Below are 20701 nucleotides of genomic sequence, written 5' to 3' on the forward strand. Positions count from 1 at the left end.
CCCGCAAGGCTTATTCAGCCGGGATCTGCATCGGCGACTGTTGCGGGGTTTCCGCTTCAGCCTTGCGTGCCGCTTCCAGCGCATCGGCTTCGGCCTTGGCACGGGCGTTGGCGGTCTGTTGCAGTTGCTCCAGCTGGGCCGGGCTCAGCTGTTGCAGGCGCAGCATCATGCGTTGCACGAGGTCACGACGCATTTCATCGCGCACTTCGCTCGACTCCTGGTCGGAACCGGTGATGTTGTTGCCATCGTGCAGGTAGACCTTCTGCACCTGCAGCTTGTCGTCCAGCAGTACCAGGTCGTTCTGGCCGCGGATCTCATAGCTCAGTACGTTGTTCAGTTCGTACTCGGCGGAACGACCGGCACCGGCATAGCTCAGGCTGCGCTGGCTCTGTTGTTCACGGGCCAGTACCAGCTTGTACGGGGCCCCGCTGTAGACTTTCACGCCACTGTTTTCCAGGGTGTCGCGCAGCAGTTTCACGGTGTCGCCATAGGCGTCCCGTGCGCTGAGGTCCAGTTCCGTGATGGCCAGCTCGGTGGTGCCGGTGCCGCGCAGTTGGAAGCCGCAGGCGCTCAACAGGACCGCCAGGCCCACTACCAGCAGATTACGTTTGATCATCTTGTTGCTCCCCTTGAACCCTATGGGGGTCGACCATGCGACCCCGCAGGTTGTATTCGGCGCCAGGCTTGAGCCTCGCGCCCGATCCAATTAGCTTGCGACGATGTTGACCAGCTTGCCGGGCACGACGATCACTTTGCGAATGGTCAGGCCATCGACGAAGCGCAGTACGTTTTCATTCGCCCGCGCAGCGGCTTCGACTTCTTCGCGAGTGGCGGCGGCCGGCATTTCGATCTGGCCGCGCAGCTTGCCGTTGACCTGGATAACCAGGGTCAGGCTGTCCTGCACCAGCGCGGTTTCGTCCACCACCGGCCAGCGCGCATCAATCACCGGGTCGGCGTGACCCAGTCGATTCCACAGCTCGTGGCTGATGTGTGGGGTGATCGGCGCCAGCAGCAACGTCACGGCTTCCAGGCCTTCGTGAACCAGTGCGCGATCCTGCTCGGTGCCTTGCGCGGCTTTTTCCAGCACGTTCATCAGCGTCATCACCTGGGCGATGGCGGTGTTGAATTTGTGGTTCTGGCCGACGTCATGGCTGGCCTGCTTGATGGCCAGGTGAATCGAGCGACGAACGGCTTTCTGCTCGTCGTTCAGGCTGGCGACGTCCAGTTTGCCCGGCAGGCCCTGGGTGACGTGGGCTTGGGCCAGGCGCCAGACGCGCTTGAGGAAGCGGTGCGAACCTTCGACGCCCGAATCGGACCACTCTGCGCTCATGTCAGGTGGCGAGGCGAACATCATGAACAGGCGGCAGGTGTCCGCGCCGAACTGGTCGATCATCGACTGTGGGTCGACGCCGTTGTTCTTCGACTTGGCCATTTTCTCGGTGCCGCCGATTTCCACCGGCAGGCCGTCGGCGATCAGCTTGGCGCTGATGACCTTGGCTTTGCTGTCGCGTTCGAGTTCGACGTCGCTCGGGTTGAACCAGGTGTAGGCACCGTTGGCTTCGCGACGATAGTAAGTCTCGGCGATCACCATGCCTTGGGTCAGCAGGTTCTTGAACGGCTCGTTGGAACTCACCAGGCCTTCGTCACGCATCAGCTTGTGGAAGAAGCGTGCGTAGAGCAGGTGGAGAATGGCGTGTTCGATGCCGCCGATGTACTGGTCCACTGGCAACCAGTGGTCGGCCGCGGATTTTTCCACCAGGCCGCCTTGATAGTGCGGCGAGGCGTAGCGCGCGTAGTACCAGGAGGACTCGACGAAGGTGTCCATGGTGTCGGTTTCACGCTTGGCCGGTGCACCGCATTTCGGGCAGTTGCACTCATAGAACTCGGGCATGCGCGCCAGGGGCGAACCGGCGCCGTCGGGTACGACGTCTTCCGGCAGGACCACGGGCAGTTGATCTTCCGGCACCGGTACGTCGCCGCAGGTGTCGCAGTGCACGATCGGGATCGGGCAGCCCCAGTAGCGCTGGCGGCTGATGCCCCAGTCCCGCAGGCGGAACTGGGTGCGCGAGGCGCCGAGGTTCTTCTTGATCAGGGCGACTTCGATGGCATCGAATGCACCCGCGAAGTCCAGGCCGTCGAACTCACCGGAGTTGATCAGCTCGCCGTGTTCGCCATAGGCGTCCTGCCAAGGTTCCGGGGTCTGGTCACCGGTGCTGGTGCGCACCACGGTCTTGACCGGCAGGTTGTACTTGTGGGCGAATTCGAAATCGCGCTCGTCGTGGGCCGGCACCGCCATGACAGCGCCGTCGCCATAGTGCATCAGCACGTAGTTGGCGACCCATACCGGCAGTTTCTCGCCGGTGAGCGGGTGCTCGACGAACAGCGAGGTTGGCAGGCCTTTCTTCTCTTGGGTGGCGACGTCGGCTTCGGCGACGCTGCCGCCCTTGCATTCGGCGATGAACGCCTGCAACTCAGGGTTGTTCCGGGCCGCCAGGGTGGCCAGCGGATGCTCGGCGGCCACGGCGACATAGGTGGCGCCCATCAAGGTGTCCGGGCGGGTGGTGAAGACTTTCAGGGTGCCGGCTTCGCCAATGGAGGCGACGTCATACGGGAACTGCACTTCCATGCCCCGGGACTTGCCGATCCAGTTGCGCTGCATGGTCTTGACCTGCTCGGGCCAACCGGTCAGCTCGTCGAGACTCTCCAGGAGCTCATCCGCGTAGGCGGTGATCTTGAAGTAGTACATCGGGATTTCGCGCTTTTCGATCAGCGCGCCGGAGCGCCAGCCGCGGCCGTCGATCACTTGTTCGTTGGCCAGTACGGTCTGGTCCACCGGGTCCCAGTTCACGGTGCCGTTCTTGCGGTAGATCACGCCTTTTTCGAACAGGCGGGTGAACAGCCATTGTTCCCAGCGGTAGTAGTCGGGCTTGCAGGTGGTGACCTCGCGGGACCAATCCACCGCCAGGCCCAGGCTGCGCAGCTGGGTCTTCATGTAGGCGATGTTTTCGTAGGTCCACTTGGCGGGGGCCACGTTGTTCTTCATCGCGGCGTTTTCCGCCGGCATGCCGAAGGCGTCCCAACCCATGGGTTGCAGGACGTTCTTGCCTTGCATGCGCTGGTAACGGGAGATCACGTCGCCGATGGTGTAGTTGCGCACGTGCCCCATGTGTAGCTTGCCGCTGGGGTAAGGGAACATCGACAGGCAGTAGTAAGTTTCCTTGCCTGGCTGTTCACTGACTTCAAAGGACTTTTGCTCGTCCCAGAACGACTGGGCGGCGGCTTCGATTTCACGGGGCTGGTAGTGTTCGTGCATGGCTACTTTTGTACTGAATGGGGTGGCCCAATCCTCTTCGTTGCCATGCTGGACGCAGACGACGCCGAATGCGGCGTTTTCGATGCCCAGCCAAGCTGGAAGTGGAGTTACAGGAAGCGCCGTAGCATACATGACCGCACTCTGCCGAGGGAAACCCTGATTGCTGCCGAACCACCACCGAGCCATTGCCGATCATCGGCGATGAGCCGTGTTCAGGGCCGTTGGTCGCGGCGCACTGCCGGTTTGCCCAGCGAAGCTAAGCTTCTCAATGGGGAGTGAGTCTTATCTTCAATGAGGTGAGGGATGGTTGAATCACAACGAAAAGTCGCTACACCTGAGTTGTACGAAAAACTGATCGATCGTCTCGGGGTGGCCCTGGACGCTGCAAGAACCGCCGGTCGCTTGCGTGATGAGCGCCCGGTAGAGCTGGAACTGCGAGGCTTGAGCCCCGCAGAGTTCGAACTGGTCAAGGCTTACCTTGAACAGGCCGGACATAACCCCCCCACCAGTGGGGCCCAGGTACTCAAGCGTCTCGAAGCGCCCCGTTCGGCCAAGGTTGTGTGGCTCAAGGACCGGACGCCTGATAAGGATGCAGTAAAGATCCGGTCGCTGCAGTTCAAGTAAAGCCGGATTCACGCGTGTCGCTTTTTTGGGTTCAAGGCTTTTTCGAATCTGTTGTCGCTTTGCGTCAACCCCCTTAGGCTTCGGGCATCTATGGAGATGCCCGATGCCCTTTCGCTATTTCATCAAACAACTTCTATTGCCGCCCGGCATTCTTCTGCTGCTGTTGGCGCTCGCCTGGTGGTGGCGCCATTCTCGGCCGCGCCTGGCCCGCCTGTGTTTCGCCGTGGGCCTGGGCGGTTTCTGGTTGATGAGCCTGCCGGTGGTGGTGCAGTGGAGCGCCAAGGCATTGGAGCGTGAGCCGCCGCTGCTGCGCAGTGAATGGGCGACCCTGGCCCAGCGTGCCGACGCCATCGTGGTGCTGGGTTCCGGTCGCGAGCGCGGTGACCTGGCCTGGGGTTCCGACCAGCCTACCGGTGTCGGCCTCGAACGCCAGCGTTATGCGGCGCGACTGGCCAAGGCGTCGGGCTTGCCCGTGCTGACCACTGGCGGCTTGCACTACGGAACCCCGCCCAGCGAGGCCAAGTTGATGGCCGACTCGATGCTGGAGGATTTCGGCGTCAACGTGCGTTGGCAGGAAGGACGTAGCCGCACCACCTGGGAAAACGCCCAGATGAGCGCCGAGATCCTGTTGCCGGAAGGCATCAAACGGGTTGTGGTGGTGACCCAGGCGTGGCACATGCCGCGGTCGGTCTGGAGTTTCGAGCGGTCAGGATTTGAAGTGGTGCCGGCGCCTGTCGGCTTCCTGGGCCCGGACAACGCCCGGCCACTGGGTGGCTGGATGCCGGAGTTCAAGTCGATCTGGCAGTCCGGGCAGTTGATGAATGAGGCGATGGGGTTGTTGGGGTATTGGTTGTTCTATCGCTGAACGGCTTTGCGGTGAATTGTTTATCTGTGGCGAGGGGATTTATCCCCGCTGGGGCGCGAAGCGCCCCCCATTCAAACTGTCTGGCACACCACAGTGTCAGTTCTTTCTTGGGGCTGCTTCGCAGCCCAGCGGGGATAAATCCCCTCGCCACAGGGGCGGGAAAAGGCTTCAAACGGTCTTGGCCATCCGGCTCGCCATCAACGCCCAGCCCAACAGCGACAGGCACAAAATGATCAGCGGCCACGAGCGCCATTGCAGGTACGGCGTCAGGTCGTGCATCGGCACCACTTCGCCGTACAGGATGCCACGCTCGAATTGCGGGATCTGTGCGGTGATCTGGCCGAAGGGGTTGATCAGCCCGGTGACGCCGTTGTTGGTGGCGCGGATCATCCAGCGACCGGCTTCCAGGGCACGCATCTGGGCCATTTGCAGGTGTTGCAACGGGCCGATCGAGGTGCCGAACCAGGTGTCGTTGCTGATGGTCAGCAACAGGTCGCTGCGCGCTGACAAGCTGGCGGCAAATTCCGGATAGACCACTTCATAGCAGATGAACGGGGCGATCTGGTAACCCTTGGCTTGCAGCAGTGGCTGGTCGGCAGGGCCCCGGGCGAAGTCCGACATGGGCAGGTCGAAGAAGGCGATCAGGCCGCGCAGGATGTCCTGCAGCGGCACGTATTCGCCAAACGGCACGAGCTTTTGCTTCAAGTAAGTACCGTCGCCTTCGCCGGTCACGGTGATGCCGTTGAAATAGCGCTTCTCGTGGCGCACCAGTTGGCGAATCGGCACACCGGTAATCAACGCCGAATGCCGCTCGGCGGCGAAGCTGCCCATCATGTCCAGATAGCCCTGGGCAGATTCCTTGAGCACCGGTACTGCGGTTTCCGGCCAGATCAACAGGTCGACGCGCTTGGACGCAAAACTCATGTCGCGGTACAGCGCCAACTGCGCGTTGAGCTGCTCGGGGTCCCATTTCATGCTTTGTTCGATGTTGCCCTGGATCGCCGCGACGCTCAGCGGGTCGCCCGAAGGACTGGTCCAGGCATGGCCCTTGAGGGCCAGGCCGGCCACCCATGGGCCGATCAGCAGCATCACGCCCGCGGCGATAAAGCCCTTGCGTCCGGTGCGGATCAACCGGGGCGCGTTGTACAGCAGCGCGGCCGTCAAGGCCAGGGTGAAGGAGATCAGCCACATCCCGCCCAGCGGCGCGAGGCCGGCCAGCGGGCCGTTGAGCTGGCTGTAGCCGGAGTACAGCCAGGGGAACCCGGTGAGGAACCAGCCGCGGAAAGCTTCCTGGCCCAACCACAGCGCGGCGAACGCCAGGGCATCGGCCAGCGGCGCCTCGTTGCGGCGCAACCAGCGTGCCCACAGCCAGGCGGGCAGGGCGAAGAACCAGGCGATGGCGGCGATGAACAGCAGCATCAATAACCCGGCGAGCAGCACCGAGGCGCCGCCGAAGTTGTGGATGCTGACGTAGATCCAACTGGTGCCGGCACCAAACAGGCCAAAACCGAAACACCAGCCTCGGCCCAGGGCCTGGCGTGGCGAGAGCTCGCGCAGCCCGGCGTAGAACAAGCCGACCGCCAGCAATGCCAGCGGCCAGAAGTCGAACGGCGCCAAGGCCAGGGTGGTGATCGCACCGGCCGCCATGGCCAGCAGGTTACCGGGCCAGCCGGGGCGGGTTATCCAGCGCATTTTTGTCCTTAGCGGGTCTCGCAGGGGTTATCGGCCAATGGGCGACAGGCGCAACAAGTGAATCCGACGGCTGTCGGCATTCAGGATGCGGAAGCGCCAGGAGCCGATTTCCGTGGTTTCGTTGCGCTTGGGCAGATGCCCGAACGCACTCATCACCAGGCCGCCGACGGTGTCGAACTCATCGTCGGAGAATTGGCTGTCGAAGAATTCGTTGAAGTTCTCGATCGGCGTCAGGGCCTTGATCAGGAAGTCGCCGCTGGGCAGGGGCTTGATGTAGCTGTCTTCCTCGACGTCATGCTCGTCCTCGATGTCGCCGACGATCTGCTCAAGGACGTCTTCGATGGTGACCAGGCCGGCCACGCCGCCGTATTCGTCGATGACGATGGCCATGTGATTGTGGTTGGCGCGGAATTCACGCAGCAGCACGTTCAGGCGCTTGGACTCGGGCACGAAGGTAGCCGGGCGCAACAGGTCCTTGATGTTGAAGCTGTCGCCGTTTTCCTGAAGGATCAGCGGCAGCAGGTCCTTGGCCAGCAGCACGCCCATGACGTCGTCATGGCTCTCGCCGACCACCGGATAGCGCGAGTGAGCGGAGTCGACCACGGCGGGCAAAAATTCACGGGGGGTCTGGGTCGCCTTGATGCTGACCATCTGCGAGCGCGGGACCATGATGTCCCGGACTTGCAGGTCAGCGACCTGGATGGCGCCTTCGACGATGGCCAGCGCTTCGCTGTCCAGCAGTTTGTTCTGGTGTGCATCGCGCAGCAGCTCCAGCAGCTCCTGGCGGTTTTTCGGCTCATGGGCAAAAGCCTGGGTGAGCTTGCCCAGCCATGACTTCTGCCCGTTGCTCGATCGATCTTCGCTCATAGCGATTACTCTGAATCCTTTGTCGTTACAGGTTGATGTATCAGTGTTCGTCGCCGGCGTAGGGGTCGGGATGACCCAGCTCTGCAAGCAACGTTCGTTCCAGTGCTTCCATTTCTTCGGCTTCGTCATCTTCTATATGGTCGTAACCCAGTAGATGCAAGCAGCCGTGAATCACCAGATGGGCCCAGTGAGCCTCGGGGGTCTTGTCTTGTTCGGCTGCTTCACGCTCCACCACCGGGACGCAGATCACCAGATCGCCCAGCAGTGGGATGTCGAGCAGTTCGTCGGGGACGTCGGCGGGGAACGACAGCACGTTGGTGGCGTAGTCTTTCTGCCGCCAGGTGTGGTTCAGTTCACGGCCTTCGGGTTCGTCCACCAGGCGGATCGTCAGCTCCGAGTCGGCGCTGCGCTGGCGCAGGGCCAGTTCGCACCATTGGCGGAACTGGGCTTCGCTGGGGGCGGCGTGTTCGCAGGCCACTTGCAGGTCGAGTTCAAGCATTGTGGCGATTGCCTTTGCCTTCGGGTGCATCGTCGGCCTCGCGATGCTCGAAGCGCTCGTAGGCTTCGACAATGCGCTGGACCAACGGATGACGCACCACGTCCTTGGGCATGAAGTGCGTGAAACTGATGCCCGGCACGTCCTTGAGCACCTGGATCACATGGTTCAGCCCGGACTTGGTGCCGCGGGGCAGGTCGACCTGGGTGATGTCCCCGGTGATGACGGCGGTGGAGCCGAAGCCGATGCGGGTCAGGAACATTTTCATCTGCTCGACCGTGGTGTTCTGGCTTTCGTCGAGGATGATGAAGCTGTTGTTCAGGGTCCGACCACGCATGTAGGCCAGCGGCGCGACCTCGATGACCTGGCGCTCGATCAGCTTGGCGACGTATTCGAAGCCGAGCATTTCATACAGCGCGTCATAGAGCGGGCGCAGGTACGGGTCGATTTTCTGGGCCAGGTCGCCGGGCAGGAAACCGAGTTTTTCACCCGCTTCGACCGCCGGTCGCACCAGCAGGATACGCCGCACCTGTTCACGTTCCAGCGCATCGACGGCGCAGGCCACGGCCAGGTAGGTCTTGCCGGTACCGGCCGGGCCGATGCCGAAGTTGATGTCGTTGCCCAGGATTTCCTTCACGTAGCGCTGCTGATTCAAGCCGCGCGGGCGAATCATGCCTTTTTTCGTGCGCAGGGCCACGGCAGGTTCCGACGGGGCATGGTTGTCGAGTTCTTCGACAGCCGACTCCTGCAGGAACAGGTGGACCGTATCCGGCGACAGCTCGCTCCCCTTGGTTTCCCGGTAGAGACGGCGCAGCAGGTTTTCTGCGGAGGTGGTGTGCTTGGGTTCGCCGATCAGTTCGAACTGGTTTCCGCGATTGCGGATCTCGATGGCCAGGCGCTGTTCGATCAAGCGCAGGTGCTCGTCGAATTGCCCGCACAGATTGGCGAAGCGGCGAGCCTCAAAGGGCTCGAGAATAAAGCGATGTGGTTCGATGGGTGCGTTCAAGGTCGTTTTTAGCCGCCCGGGGGCAATTAAGGTGAAATCAAGGATAACGCCAGTAGGCTGGGTGCGAAAGCTCTTAAACAGGCGAATCTGATCACAGGGCTTGGCACGGTCCTTGTGGGAGCGAGCTTGCTCGCGATGGGGCCCTCACATTCAACATTGATATTGACTGTCGCACCGCTATCGCGAGCAAGCTCGCTCCCACAGGAAGTGTGGGGTTACTGGATCAGTGAACCGCGCAGGGAGTGCGGTTGCGCGGCGTCGATGTGCACGTCGGCGAACTGGCCGATCAGGGCCGGGGTGTCGCAGCGGAAGTTGACGATGCGGTTGTTTTCGGTCCGGCCTTGCAACTCGCCCGGGTCCTTTTTCGAGTAATCGGTCACCAGAATCCGCTGGACGGAGCCGACCATTTGTCGGCTGATCTCGAAACCTTGCTGGTTGAGGCGATGTTGCAAGGCGTTGAGCCGCTCCTTTTTCAGTTCTTCGGGCGTGTCGTCCGCCAGGTCGGCCGCCGGAGTGCCAGGACGCTGGCTGTAGACGAAGGAATAGGAGAAGTCGAAGCCCACGTCTTCGATCAGCTTCATGGTCTGCTGGAAGTCTTTCTCGGTTTCGCCGGGGAAACCGACGATAAAGTCCGAGCTGATGCAGATCCCCGGCACTGCTGCGCGCAACTTGCGCAGCTTGGATTTGTACTCCAGCGCCGTGTGGTTGCGTTTCATGGCCGCAAGGATCCGGTCGGAGCCCGATTGCACCGGCAGGTGCAGGTGCTTGACCAGTTCGGGGACTTCGGCGTGGGCCTGGATCAGGCTGTCGGAGAACTCCAGCGGATGAGACGTGGTGTAGCGGATGCGGTCGATGCCATCCACTGCCGCCACGACGCGGATCAGTTCGGCGAGATCCGCCAGGCGCCCGTCATGGGTCAGGCCGCGATAGCCGTTGACGTTCTGCCCCAGCAGGGTCACTTCGCGCACGCCGTTTTCCGCCAGGTGGATGATCTCGGCGATCACGTCGTCGAATGGCCGGCTGACTTCTTCGCCGCGGGTGTAGGGCACCACGCAGAATGTGCAGTACTTGCTGCAACCTTCCATCACCGACACGTAGGCACTTGGGCCGTCGATGCGCGGTTCGGGCAGGTGGTCGAATTTTTCGATTTCCGGGAACGAAACGTCCACTTGCGGCAGCTTGGTGCTGCGGGCGGCGTCGATCATCTCCGGCAGGCGGTGCAAGGTCTGCGGGCCAAAGACCACGTCCACGTACGGCGCGCGATCACGAATGGCCGCGCCTTCCTGGCTGGCCACGCAACCGCCCACGGCGATGACCATTTCCGGGTTGGCCAACTTCAGTTCGCGCCAGCGGCCGAGCTGGGAATACACCCGGTCCTGGGCGCGTTCGCGAATCGAGCAGGTGTTGAGCAGGATCACGTCCGCGTCTTCAGCGCGGGCAGTGACTTCCAGGGCCTGGTGTTCACCCAGCAGATCGACCATGCGCGAGCTGTCGTACTCGTTCATCTGGCAACCGTGGGTTTCGATGTAAAGCTTCTTGGCCATGGACGGGGTCATCACGTGATTCAAAGAACCGCGCATTATAGGGAACAAGTCCCTGGGTTCCTACCGTTGCGCGAGCAGTGGCTATGCTATAGTTCGCGCCCTCATTTTTACCCGCCGATGTGTTTCGCCAGCCATGACCAAACGTGAAGCTCCAATCTACAAGGTGATTTTCCTCAACCAGGGCCAGGTGTTCGAAATGTACGCCAAGCAGATCTATCAAAGTGATCTGTGGGGGTTCCTGGAAGTGGAAGAATTCGTCTTTGGCGAGCGCACGCAAGTGGTCGTCGATCCGAGCGAGGAAAAGCTCAAGGCGCAGTTCGAAGGCGTGGTGCGCAGCTTCGTGCCGATGCATTCGATCGTGCGCATCGACGAAGTCGAACGCCTGGGCACCCCGAAAATCAGCGAAGCCCGCGGCGCGGTCGGCAATGTGATGCCGTTTCCGATGCCGATGCCTGAGAAGTAGGCATCACGGAGTAAGGTCAAGCACAGTCCTTGTGGCGAGGGGATTTATCCCCGTTGGGCTGCGAAGCAGCCCCCATGCTGTTGATTCAATCTCCCAGACACACCGAGTGGCTGGTTTTTAGGGCCGCTGCGCAGCCCAGCGGGGATAAATCCCCTCACCACAGTCAGCTCTTGGCCTTGGTGGACTCAGGGCAGCGGCGAAAAAGGCGTACGCCCATCGGCGTTCTGCAATTCCATCAGGTATTTGCGAAAGATTTGCCCCAGCACCTGGGTGGCCACTTCCAACTCGTCACGGGGCATTTGCTCGGCGACTTCGTCGGCGGTGTCCAGGGCTTCTTCGGCGCCGTTGACCGCGGCCATCTTCAGGACGATATAGGCCTGGACGTTGTTGGCTGGCACGCCTTCGCCATGGAAGAACATGCCGCCGAGCTTGAATTGCGCCTGGGCATGGCCTTGCAGCGAGGCTTTTTCGAAGTAGTCGAGGGCTTTCTTGAGGTCGCGCGGCGCAGCCTTGCCTTCGTAGTAGAACTCGCCCAACTCGTATTGCGCTTGTGCATCTCCTGCGTCCGCCGCTTTTTGACAGGCGTCGAGTGCCGGTGCGAGATCTTGTGGCTGGGTATTGAGCGTGCAACGGCCCAGCGCCGGGATCAACAACGAGTTACCGCCTGCCTGTGCATTCGCGAGCAGGGGCTGAAGGAGCAACAGGCAGCCCAAGGCAAGGGTGCGGCCGGTGCGGTTCATGGGAATCGACTTACCTCTGAGGGGCGCGCGGACCCTCCGGGGGATCCAATAAGCGCGCATTATGAAATAAGCAGGGCCATCCTTACAAAGTCTTTACTCGTTTTTCTGCTGCGAGGGAATGCTAATAGCTGCTTCGGGCATAAATACGTAGGAAAAAGGCGGGAGGTTGTCAGCAATCGCTGACGCCAGCTTCAGCCAGCGTCAGTTATCCACAGGCTTATTTCAGTGCGGCAAACGCCCGTTCGGCCGCATCGAGGGTGATCTTCAGCTCGGTCTCGCCATGGGCGATGGAGGTGAAACCGGCTTCGAATGCGCTCGGGGCCAGGTACACGCCGCCGTCGAGCATCAGGTGGAAGAAGCGCTTGAAGCGGTCGGCGTCGCTGGCCATCACGTCTTCGAAGGTGACGATGTCATCGGCACCGCTGAAATACAGGCCGAACATGCCCCCGGCCTGGGTGGTCACGAACGGAATACCCGCCGCATCGGCGCGGACCTGCAAACCGTCGAGCAGGCGGGTGGTGTAGTCGGTCAGTTCGGCGTGGAAGCCCGGGCGGCTGATCAGGCGCAGCGTGGTCAGGCCGGCGGCCATGGCCAGCGGGTTACCCGACAAGGTGCCGGCCTGGTAGACCGGGCCCAGCGGCGCGATGCATTCCATGATCTTGCGCTTGCCGCCGAAGCAGCCCACCGGCATGCCGCCGCCGATGATCTTGCCGAAGGTACTCAGGTCCGGCGTGACACCGTAATGGGCCTGGGCGCCGCCGAGGGCCACGCGGAAACCGGTCATCACTTCATCGAAAATCAACACCACGCCATGCTGGTCGCACAGACTGCGCAGGCCTTCGAGGAAACCCGGTGCCGGCGGCACGCAGTTCATGTTGCCGGCCACTGGCTCGACGATGATGCACGCCACTTCCTGGCCGACTTCGCCGAGCATCTTCTCGACTTCTTCGAGGTCGTTGAATGGCAGGGTCAGGGTGTGTTTGGCGAACGCTGCCGGTACGCCTGCCGAGCTCGGCACGCCCTGGGTCAATGCGCCAGAACCGGCCTTGACCAGCAGGCTGTCGGAGTGGCCGTGGTAGCAGCCTTCGAACTTGATGATGCTGTCGCGGCCGGTAAAACCCCGCGCCAGGCGGATCGCGCTCATGGTCGCCTCGGTGCCGGAGCTGACCATGCGCACCATTTCCATCGACGGCACGATCGAGCAGACCAGGTCGGCCATCTCGGTTTCCATCGCGGTCGGGGCGCCGTAGGAGAGGCCGTGTACCAGTTGCTTGCGCACCGCATCCAGCACGTCCGGATGGCTGTGGCCGAGGATCATCGGGCCCCAGGAGCCGACATAATCCACATAGCGCTTGTCGTCTTCGTCGGTGACGTACGCGCCTTCGGCGTGCTTGAAGAACAGCGGGGTGCCGCCGACGCTCTTGAACGCACGAACGGGCGAGTTCACGCCGCCGGGGATGTGTTTCTGGGCATTGGCAAACAGGGTTTCGGAACGGGACATGGTTGGGCTCTCGAAAACGGAAAATAGACTATTTGATCTGCAGCAGCTCATTGAAGGCGCGGGCGCGGCGCGTCACTTCAGTGGTGCTGTCGGCGCCGAACAGGCCGTGGACCACCGCCAGCAGGTCGACCCCGTGGGCCACCAGCGGGGCGGCATTGTCCAGGGTGATGCCGCCAATGGCGCACACCGGGATATGCAGTTTGAGGTGCGCCTGTGCGAGCAGTTCAAGGTTTGCGCTGGGGGCGCCGGGCTTGGTGTTGGAATTGAAGAAACGCCCGAACGCGACATAACTGGCGCCCTCGCTGGCGGCCTGTTCGGCCAGTGCCAGGCTGGCGTGGCAAGTGGCACCGATGATCGCCTTGTGCCCGAGCAGTGCCCGCACTGGCGCCAACGGGCCATCGGTCTGGCCCAGGTGCACGCCAACGCCCAGGCGCGCGGCCAGCTCGGCGTCGTCGTTGATGATCAACTGGGTCTTGTAGCGTTCGCACAGGTTGCGCAGTGCTTCGGCTTCCCGCAGCCGGCGGGCCTCGTCGCTGCTTTTGTCGCGGTATTGCAGCAGGGTGACGCCACCTTCCAGCGCCGCTTCTACATAAGCGAGGAACTTACCGGCCAGCAATTGGCTATCAGTGATGGCGTAAAGGCCACGTAATTTCATTCCACAGGCCTCCGGTGCTACGAGCAGAAATCCAGCGGCAGGCGACGCGGTACGAACTGGCCTTTGCCCAGTTGTTCGGCATCGCGCAGGGTGCGCCAGGTGTAATCCAGTGCCGTCTTGACGGCGCTGGCGAGCTGTTCGCCCTGGGCCAGCCGACCGGCCAGGGCGCTGGCCAGGGTGCAGCCGGAACCGTGATAACTGCCGGGCAGACGCTGGCAGGTAAAGGTCTCGCGCCCGCCGTCACGGCTGTACAGGCGATTATGGACTTCATGTTCGTCGCCGTGACCACCGGTGATCAACAGGTGTTTGACGAAGGGCAGCAGTTTTTCCGCGCACTCGTCGGCACTGCCCTCGGGCAATTCAGCAAGGATGCGTGCTTCAGGCAGGTTGGGGGTGGCGATGATTGCCAGGGGCAGCAGGCGTTCGCGCATGGCGTAGCCGACCTCATCCTTGCCCAGGCGCCCGCCACCGCCGGCGCGCAGCACCGGGTCGCAGACCATCGGCAGGTGCGGGTGCGCCTGGAGCAGTTCGACCACTGTGTCGACCATTTCCAGCGAGCCGAGCATCCCCAGCTTGACCACCGCGACCGGCGAATCGTTGAGCACGGCATTGGCTTGCGCCAGCACCCACTCGCGATCGAGCACGCGGAAATCGCTGACGTTGACGGTGTCTTGCACGGTCAATGCGGTAACGGCCGGGGCGGCATGACAGCCCTGGGCGAGCAGGGCTTCGATATCTGCCTGCAAGCCGGCGCCACCACTGGGATCGTGGCCGGAGAGACAGAGGACAACGGGGCGAGAGCTGTAGATATTCATGGTGCGCGAGCTTACCACCAAACCCTTTCGATCGGCGCACGCCCGTAGTAAGGGAAGCAGCTATAGGCAGGATTTATTTGTGGCGAGGGGATAAATCCCCTCGCCACAGAACCCTGGACCTGATCAAACAAACGAGAGCCTGGCTCCCGGGTCGTATTGCAATCTGACCAAAGCAACAGCTCTATTTCAATGCTTAGCGCTGGAACGCCCGTTCTAGAGCCTTCTGTAGGAAAAATTTCAATGGTGCAAATTGGCCATCAACGGCTATGCTAGAGATGGATCCAACTCATAACAGGTAATGCCGGTTTTACGTCTACTCAGGGAATGGGGGGCTTCCTGACTCAACCGGACAGGCCGCGCTGGGGCTTAAATGCGCTATTTGCTGATGTTGTTGCTGTGCTTGTCCCCTCTGGCAAGTGCTCTCGAATTCGATGAATTCACCCAAAACCTGCCCTTGGGCCATGCCCTGCAGGTGTTCGAAGATGCGAGCGGCACGGCCTCTATTGACGATGTCCTGGCCCAAGCTGCCGCCGGTGCTTTCAAAGCCCACGACCAAGCCACGCTGAACGCCGGTTACTCGCGATCAGCCTTCTGGTTGAAAATCGACCTGCACTACCGTCCTGCCAATCCGGACGCCCAGCGTACCTGGCTGCTGGAGCTGGCGTACCCGCCGCTGGACCACCTCGACTTGTATTTGCCCGATGCGTCGGGGAGCTATCGCCTGGTTCGCCAGACCGGTGATGCCTTGCCGTTCGCCAGCCGCGAGATCCGCCAGAACAACTACCTGTTCAGCCTGGCTTTCAAGCCCGAACAACGGCAGACCCTCTACCTGCGCCTGCAAAGCCAGGGTTCGATCCAGGCGCCGCTGACGCTGTGGTCGAGCACCGCTTACCTCGAACAACAACCGGTGCGCTTGTATGTACTGGGGATCATCTATGGCGTGCTGCTGGGGATGCTGGTCTACAACCTGTTCATCTACCTGAGCGTGCGCGACACCAGCTACCTCTATTACATCTTCTACATTGCCTCGTTCGGCCTGTACCAGTTGTCGGTCAACGGTGCCGCCGTGGAGTATTTCTGGCCGGACAACCCCTGGTGGGCCAACGCCGCGACGCCGTTCTTCATTGGCTGCGCGGGCCTGTTTGGCAGCCAGTTCGCCCGCAGTTTCCTGCAAACCGCCCAGCACAGCCGTTGGCTGGACCGCTTGCTGCTGGCGCTGATCGCCTACAGCGCTGTGGTGGTCGGCCTGTCGCTGATGACCAGTTATGCCCTGGCGCTGCGCCTGGCGACGGTGTTGGCGCTGCTGTTCACCGTGGTGATCTTCGCCGCCGGCCTGTTCGCCTGGTGGCGTGGCCTGCGGGTGGCGCGTTACTTCATCATTGCCTGGTCGGCGTTTCTGCTGGGGGGCATTGTCAATACGTTGATGGTGCTCGGTTACCTGCCAAATGTCTTTTTGACCATGTACGCCAGCCAGATCGGCTCGGCCATCGAAGTGGCACTGTTGTCCCTGGCCCTGGCCGACCGCATCAATGCCATGCGCGAGCAGCAGGCTCAGACCCTGTTGGACGCCGGGCAGAAACTCGAAGTGCTCAACCAGCAACTGGCCCACGGCAACAAGCTCAAGGATGAATTCCTCGCCACCCTGACCCATGAACTGCGCACGCCGATGAATGGCGTGATCGGTTCCCTTGAGCTGATGGAAACCGTCGAGATGGATGAGGAGCTGACCCAGTATCAACAGACCGCCGCCGGTTCGGCGCGGGACATGATGCGCATGGTCAACGGCATCCTCACCCTGACCGAGTTGCAGGCCGGCAAGCTCAAGGTCTATCCGGCACCGTTCAGCCTGCGTGGGGTGGTCGATGCGCTGCAGGTGCAGTTCGGCGCCAATGCGGCGGCCAAGGGCCTGGATTTCAAGGTCGACGTGGCCCCTGGCCTGGCGGACCGGTTGCTTGGCGACAGTGGCAAACTGGCCCAGAGCCTGGAATGCCTGCTGGACAACGCCATCAAGTTCACCCGGGTTGGCGGCCTGGCCCTGCGAGTCAGCGGCAGGCCGACGGCGCTTGATCGGCTGATGCTGTCCTTTGCTGTCATCGACACCGGAATCGGTTTTACCGACCTGGGGGAAGCGACCTTGTACCAGCGCTTCTTCCAACTCGACGGCTCGATGACCCGCGAATACGGCGGTCTCGGCGTGGGCCTGGCCATCTGCCGGCAACTGGTGGAACTGCTGGGCGGACGCCTGACCCACACCTCCGAACCCGGTCGTGGCAGTCGTTTCCAGTTGGATGTGGAGTTTGACGTGGCCTTGCTAGCGGCGGTCCCGACGCCGTTTTCCTTCGGTGGCCGCCAAGGCTCGCGTGTGCCGCAGGATTGCACGGTGCTACTGGCCGATGACAACAGCATCGATCAGTTGGTCATGCGCGGCATGTTGCTCAAGCTCGGTTATCGGGTGCGCACCGCCGACAGTGGCCGCGCCGCGCTGGATCTGCTGCACGGCGAGCGCTTTGATGCGGTGCTGCTCGACTGCCAGTTGCCGCCGCTGGACGGCGTGTCGCTCGGCTGCCAGATCCACACCTTGCCCGGCTGCGAGGAACTGCCGGTGCTGGTGGTCAGCCCGAATGTGGCGCGCGAATGCTGCCCCTCGGGCGCTCAGATCGATTACCTGAACAAACCCGTGAAATTCGAGGCACTGCAGGCGATGCTCCAGCGCCGGGTGCTTTGCCCGAGACAGGGTGAAAGCGCCGATATTTAGGCGGATATGACACTTTGTCCGGCTTGGAGGCGGTGCTTAACTGAATCCCTGCCCGATCGAGGAGCCCTGTCATGAACCTGCACCAGTTCGCTGAAACCCACGACGTCACCAACCAACCGCCGTCCCTGGATGGCGCCAACCTGTACCGCATCGACCTGCCGCTGCAGCAGTGGTCGCAGCGCTTTGGGGCGGGCTGGGCGCAGGCGCGGATCGATGCGTATGGGGCGCTGGCCGGCGGGCCGTTGATGGAAGCGGGTTTCCTGGCCAACCAGAACAAGCCGGTGTTCTCCAGCCATGACCGTTACGGCCATCGCATCGACCTGGTGGAGTTCCATCCGGCTTATCACCAGTTGATGCGCACCGCCGTCGAGCACGGCCTGCCCAGTTTGCCCTGGGCGCATCCGCAACCCGGTGCGCATGTCGCCCGGGCGTCGATGACCTACTTGCACAGCCAGGCCGAAGCCGGCACCGGCTGCCCGCTGACCATGACCTTCGCCAGCGTGCCGGCGCTGCGCTTGCAACCGGATCTGGCCGAGCACTGGGTGCCCAAGGTGCTTGCCACCGAATACGACCCGCGCAACGTCGGCATGGCCCACAAGGCCGGGGTGACCCTGGGCATGGCGATGACCGAAAAGCAGGGCGGCACCGATGTGCGGGCCAACACCACCAAAGCCTATCCGGTGGGCGCCAGCGGCCCGGGCCAGGCCTATGAGCTGGTGGGCCACAAATGGTTCTGTTCGGCGCCGATGTGCGATGCCTTCCTCACCTTGGCCCAGACCGACAAGGGCCTGACCTGTTTCCTGCTGCCGCGCCATCGCCCGGACGACACGCGCAATCAGTTCTACATCCAGCGCTTGAAGAACAAGCTGGGCAACTGTTCCAACGCCTCCAGCGAAGTCGAGTTCCGTGGTGCACTGGCCTGGATGGTCGGTGAAGAAGGCCGCGGCGTGCCGACGATCATCGAGATGGTGGCCATGACCCGCTTCGATTGCATGGTCGGCTCCAGCGCCCTGATGCGCCAGGCGTTGACCCAGGCCAGTCATCACTGTGCGCACCGCAAGGTCGGTGGCAAGCTGTTGAGCGAACAGCCGCTGATGCAAAACGTCCTCGCCGACCTGGCGCTGGAAAGCGAGGCTGCGCTGGCCTTGAGCTTGCGCATGGGCCGGGCGCTGGACCACTTGAGTGACGAGCACGAGGCCAAGTTCGCCCGGTTGGTGACGGCGGTGGGCAAGTACTGGATCTGCAAGCGCGCCCCCGCGATGATCAACGAAGCCGCCGAATGCATGGGCGGTGCCGGCTACGTCGAAGACAGCATCCTGCCGCGTCTGTACCGCGAAGCGCCGGTCAACTCGACGTGGGAAGGCTCCGGCAACGTGCAATGCCTGGATGTGCTGCGCGCCTTGTCCAAGGAGCCCGGCGTGCTGGAGGTATTGTTCAGCGAATTGGGCGACGGCCACGGCGACAAGCGCCTGGCCGGCCACATCCACCAATTGCACGCCGCGTTCAAGGACACCGACGACATCCAGTACCGCGCCCGGCAATTGACCGAAGACATCGCCGTGGGCCTGCAAGCCAAGCTGTTGCTCGAGGCGGGCAACAGCGACGTCAGCGATGCCTTCATCGCCAGTCGCCTGGGTTCGGTCGGCCGGGTGTACGGTGCCTTGCCTCGGGGCTTGAATGTCGAAGCGATCGTGACGCGCTCCACCCCACACGGCTTTTAGACACAACACATACCCCTGTGGGAGCTCGCTCCCACAGGGAATCGATCGAGTCCATTACGCCACTGTTCCCGTCGGCCGGCGATGCAGGCAAGATGAAGGCCTGCAAGTCAGAACACAGGAAGCTGATCGTGACCGAAGCGTTTATTGTCGTTCAAACCGCCGAACAAGCCGTGGATCGTCTGGCGGCCCTGCACGAACGTGCGACCACCGCGTTGAACCAGGCGCTGATGCGTTATCTCAAGGATCGCGTCGAGCCGGATGCCGAGCAAAGGGCGTTGTTTCGCTATCCCGCCTTGCGCCTGACCTACCACTGCCACGGCGAAGTCCCGCAAACTACCCGCGCCTATGCCAAGGTCCAGTTGCCCGGCACCTACAGTGTCACCGTCACCCACCCCGGCGCCTTCCGTAAATACCTGCTGGAACAGCTGGTCCCGCTGATGCACGACTTTACCGTCACCGTGGAGGTGGGCGTCAGCGAGCAGAACATTCCTTACCCGTACGTGGTGGAGCAGGGCGACGAACTGGCCGGCTCCGGCGTGACCGCCGCCGTGCTGGCACGAGTTTTCCCCAGCACCGACCTGTCGGCCGCCACCGATGGCATTGCCGACGGCCTCTATGATTGGGAAAACACCGACCCGCTGCCCTTGGCGCTGTTCGACGCGGCGCGGGTGGATTTTTCCCTGCGCCGGCTGGTGCACTACACCGGCAGCGACTGGCGCCATGTGCAGCCGTGGATCCTGCTGACCAACTACCACCGCTATGTCGACCAGTTCATCGTCCATGGCCTGGAGCAACTGCGCAGCGACCCGCGCTTTGTGCGCATGGTCCTGCCGGGCAACGTGATCATCGACAAGAACATGGAGCACAGCGAAGCATCGGCCATTGCCGCCGGTGTGGTCTGGCACCGCTACCAGATGCCGGCCTATCACCTGCAGGCCAACGATGGCCATGGCGTGACCCTGGTGAACATCGGTGTCGGCCCGTCCAACGCCAAGAACATCACCGACCACCTGGCCGTGCTGCGCCCGCATTGCTGGCTGATGATCGGCCACTGCGGCGGGCTGCGGCAGTCCCAGACCATTGGCGACTACGTGCTGGCCCACGCCTACATGCGTCGCGACGGGATCCTCGACCGGGTGGTGCCGCCGAACATTCCGATTCCGGCCCTGGCCGAAGTGCAGATGGCGCTTCAACAGGCCGCAGCGAACATCACTGGCGAGAAGGGCGACGAGCTGAAAAAGCGCCTGCGCACCGGCACCGTGCTGACTTACGACGACCGCAACTGGGAGCTGCGCTGGGCCCAGGAGCGTCCGCTGATCAATCTGTCCCGCGCTGTGGCGGTAGACATGGAAAGCGGCACCATCGCCGCCCAGGGTTATCGCTTGCGTGTGCCCTATGGCACGTTGCTGTGCGTTTCGGACAAGCCGCTGCACAGCGAAATCAAGCTGCCGGGCTCGGCCAACGCGTTCTATGAGCGAGCGGTCAACCAGCACCTGAAGATTGGCATCGAGGCGTTGGACCTGTTGCGCACCGAACTCAACTCGTTGCACTCGCGCAAGCTGCGCAGCTTCGACGAGCCGCCGTTCCGTTGATACGGCGGTGGTTATTTAGCGGTCAGGCCACTAGCATTGGCGGTCCTGACCG

The 20701-nt window shown here is 62.4% G+C and carries 17 protein-coding genes; 6 read left to right on the forward strand and 11 right to left on the reverse strand.

The window, feature by feature from the left end:
* Window positions 1–10: 10 nt before the first annotated feature.
* Window positions 11–616, reverse strand: coding sequence for an LPS assembly lipoprotein LptE (gene lptE, locus TK06_RS25005; RefSeq protein WP_063324236.1), 606 nt, complete (start codon window positions 614–616; stop codon window positions 11–13).
* Window positions 617–706: 90 nt separating this feature from the next.
* Window positions 707–3313 (reverse strand): leucine--tRNA ligase, encoded by a 2607-nt coding sequence (gene leuS, locus TK06_RS25010; RefSeq protein WP_063324237.1) that lies wholly within the window; start codon window positions 3311–3313, stop codon window positions 707–709.
* Between the two features lie 303 nt (window positions 3314–3616).
* Here leuS and TK06_RS25015 point away from each other — a divergent pair, with 303 nt between their 5' ends.
* Both TK06_RS25015 and TK06_RS25020 read left to right on the forward strand, forming a co-directional pair.
* A complete protein-coding gene (locus TK06_RS25015) occupies window positions 3617–3937 on the forward strand; it encodes a hypothetical protein (RefSeq protein WP_063324238.1) in 321 nt (106 codons plus the stop codon).
* A gap of 103 nt (window positions 3938–4040) precedes the next feature.
* Window positions 4041–4802 carry a YdcF family protein gene (locus TK06_RS25020; protein ID WP_063324239.1) on the forward strand — a complete coding sequence of 254 codons (762 nt, stop codon included), beginning with the start codon at window positions 4041–4043 and terminating at the stop codon, window positions 4800–4802.
* Between the two features lie 168 nt (window positions 4803–4970).
* On the opposite strand, the gene lnt is transcribed toward TK06_RS25020, so the two are convergent.
* From lnt to miaB, 5 genes are all read right to left on the reverse strand, one after another.
* Window positions 4971–6494, reverse strand: coding sequence for an apolipoprotein N-acyltransferase (lnt, locus tag TK06_RS25025; protein WP_063324240.1), 1524 nt, complete (start codon window positions 6492–6494; stop codon window positions 4971–4973).
* A gap of 27 nt (window positions 6495–6521) precedes the next feature.
* Window positions 6522–7361 carry an HlyC/CorC family transporter gene (locus TK06_RS25030; protein ID WP_003205870.1) on the reverse strand — a complete coding sequence of 280 codons (840 nt, stop codon included), beginning with the start codon at window positions 7359–7361 and terminating at the stop codon, window positions 6522–6524.
* Window positions 7362–7401: 40 nt separating this feature from the next.
* A complete protein-coding gene (gene ybeY, locus TK06_RS25035) occupies window positions 7402–7860 on the reverse strand; it encodes an rRNA maturation RNase YbeY (protein ID WP_003205868.1) in 459 nt (152 codons plus the stop codon).
* Window positions 7853–8863: a PhoH family protein gene (locus TK06_RS25040; RefSeq protein WP_063324241.1), complete on the reverse strand. Its 1011-nt coding sequence runs from the start codon at window positions 8861–8863 to the stop codon at window positions 7853–7855. The genes ybeY and TK06_RS25040 overlap by 8 nt, the downstream gene beginning before the upstream one ends.
* Before the next feature lie 215 nt (window positions 8864–9078).
* Window positions 9079–10407 carry a tRNA (N6-isopentenyl adenosine(37)-C2)-methylthiotransferase MiaB gene (gene miaB / locus TK06_RS25045; RefSeq protein ID WP_161951742.1) on the reverse strand — a complete coding sequence of 443 codons (1329 nt, stop codon included), beginning with the start codon at window positions 10405–10407 and terminating at the stop codon, window positions 9079–9081.
* Window positions 10408–10540: 133 nt separating this feature from the next.
* On the opposite strand from miaB, the gene TK06_RS25050 reads away from it, so the two are divergent.
* On the forward strand, window positions 10541–10870 hold the full coding sequence (locus TK06_RS25050) for a DUF1820 family protein (RefSeq protein WP_003185742.1): 330 nt from the start codon (window positions 10541–10543) through the stop codon (window positions 10868–10870).
* A gap of 185 nt (window positions 10871–11055) precedes the next feature.
* Here the strand turns inward: TK06_RS25050 and TK06_RS25055 are convergent, their stop codons facing one another.
* The 4 genes from TK06_RS25055 to TK06_RS25070 form a co-directional block, all read right to left on the reverse strand.
* A complete protein-coding gene (locus TK06_RS25055; RefSeq protein WP_003205863.1) occupies window positions 11056–11610 on the reverse strand; it encodes a tetratricopeptide repeat protein in 555 nt (184 codons plus the stop codon).
* A 217-nt stretch (window positions 11611–11827) separates the two neighbouring features.
* Entirely contained in the window at window positions 11828–13111 is a 1284-nt protein-coding gene (hemL, locus tag TK06_RS25060; RefSeq protein ID WP_058546736.1) for a glutamate-1-semialdehyde 2,1-aminomutase, read from the reverse strand.
* A gap of 28 nt (window positions 13112–13139) precedes the next feature.
* On the reverse strand, window positions 13140–13766 hold the full coding sequence (thiE, locus tag TK06_RS25065; protein ID WP_063324243.1) for a thiamine phosphate synthase: 627 nt from the start codon (window positions 13764–13766) through the stop codon (window positions 13140–13142).
* 17 nt (window positions 13767–13783) lie between these two features.
* Window positions 13784–14581 carry a hydroxymethylpyrimidine/phosphomethylpyrimidine kinase gene (locus TK06_RS25070; RefSeq protein ID WP_063324244.1) on the reverse strand — a complete coding sequence of 266 codons (798 nt, stop codon included), beginning with the start codon at window positions 14579–14581 and terminating at the stop codon, window positions 13784–13786.
* A 370-nt stretch (window positions 14582–14951) separates the two neighbouring features.
* Between TK06_RS25070 and TK06_RS25075 the strand changes: the two genes are divergently transcribed.
* The 3 genes from TK06_RS25075 to amn all read left to right on the forward strand — a co-directional run bounded on the left by TK06_RS25075 (window position 14952) and on the right by amn (window position 20649).
* A complete protein-coding gene (locus TK06_RS25075) occupies window positions 14952–17336 on the forward strand; it encodes a hybrid sensor histidine kinase/response regulator (protein ID WP_063324245.1) in 2385 nt (794 codons plus the stop codon).
* Between the two features lie 71 nt (window positions 17337–17407).
* A complete protein-coding gene (locus TK06_RS25080) occupies window positions 17408–19057 on the forward strand; it encodes an acyl-CoA dehydrogenase family protein (protein WP_063324246.1) in 1650 nt (549 codons plus the stop codon).
* A 92-nt stretch (window positions 19058–19149) separates the two neighbouring features.
* Window positions 19150–20649 carry an AMP nucleosidase gene (gene amn / locus TK06_RS25085; RefSeq protein WP_161951743.1) on the forward strand — a complete coding sequence of 500 codons (1500 nt, stop codon included), beginning with the start codon at window positions 19150–19152 and terminating at the stop codon, window positions 20647–20649.
* The last annotated feature ends 52 nt before the right edge of the window (window positions 20650–20701 follow it).

Source organism: Pseudomonas fluorescens (assembly GCF_001623525.1).
Lineage (GTDB): Bacteria > Pseudomonadota > Gammaproteobacteria > Pseudomonadales > Pseudomonadaceae > Aquipseudomonas > Aquipseudomonas fluorescens_Q.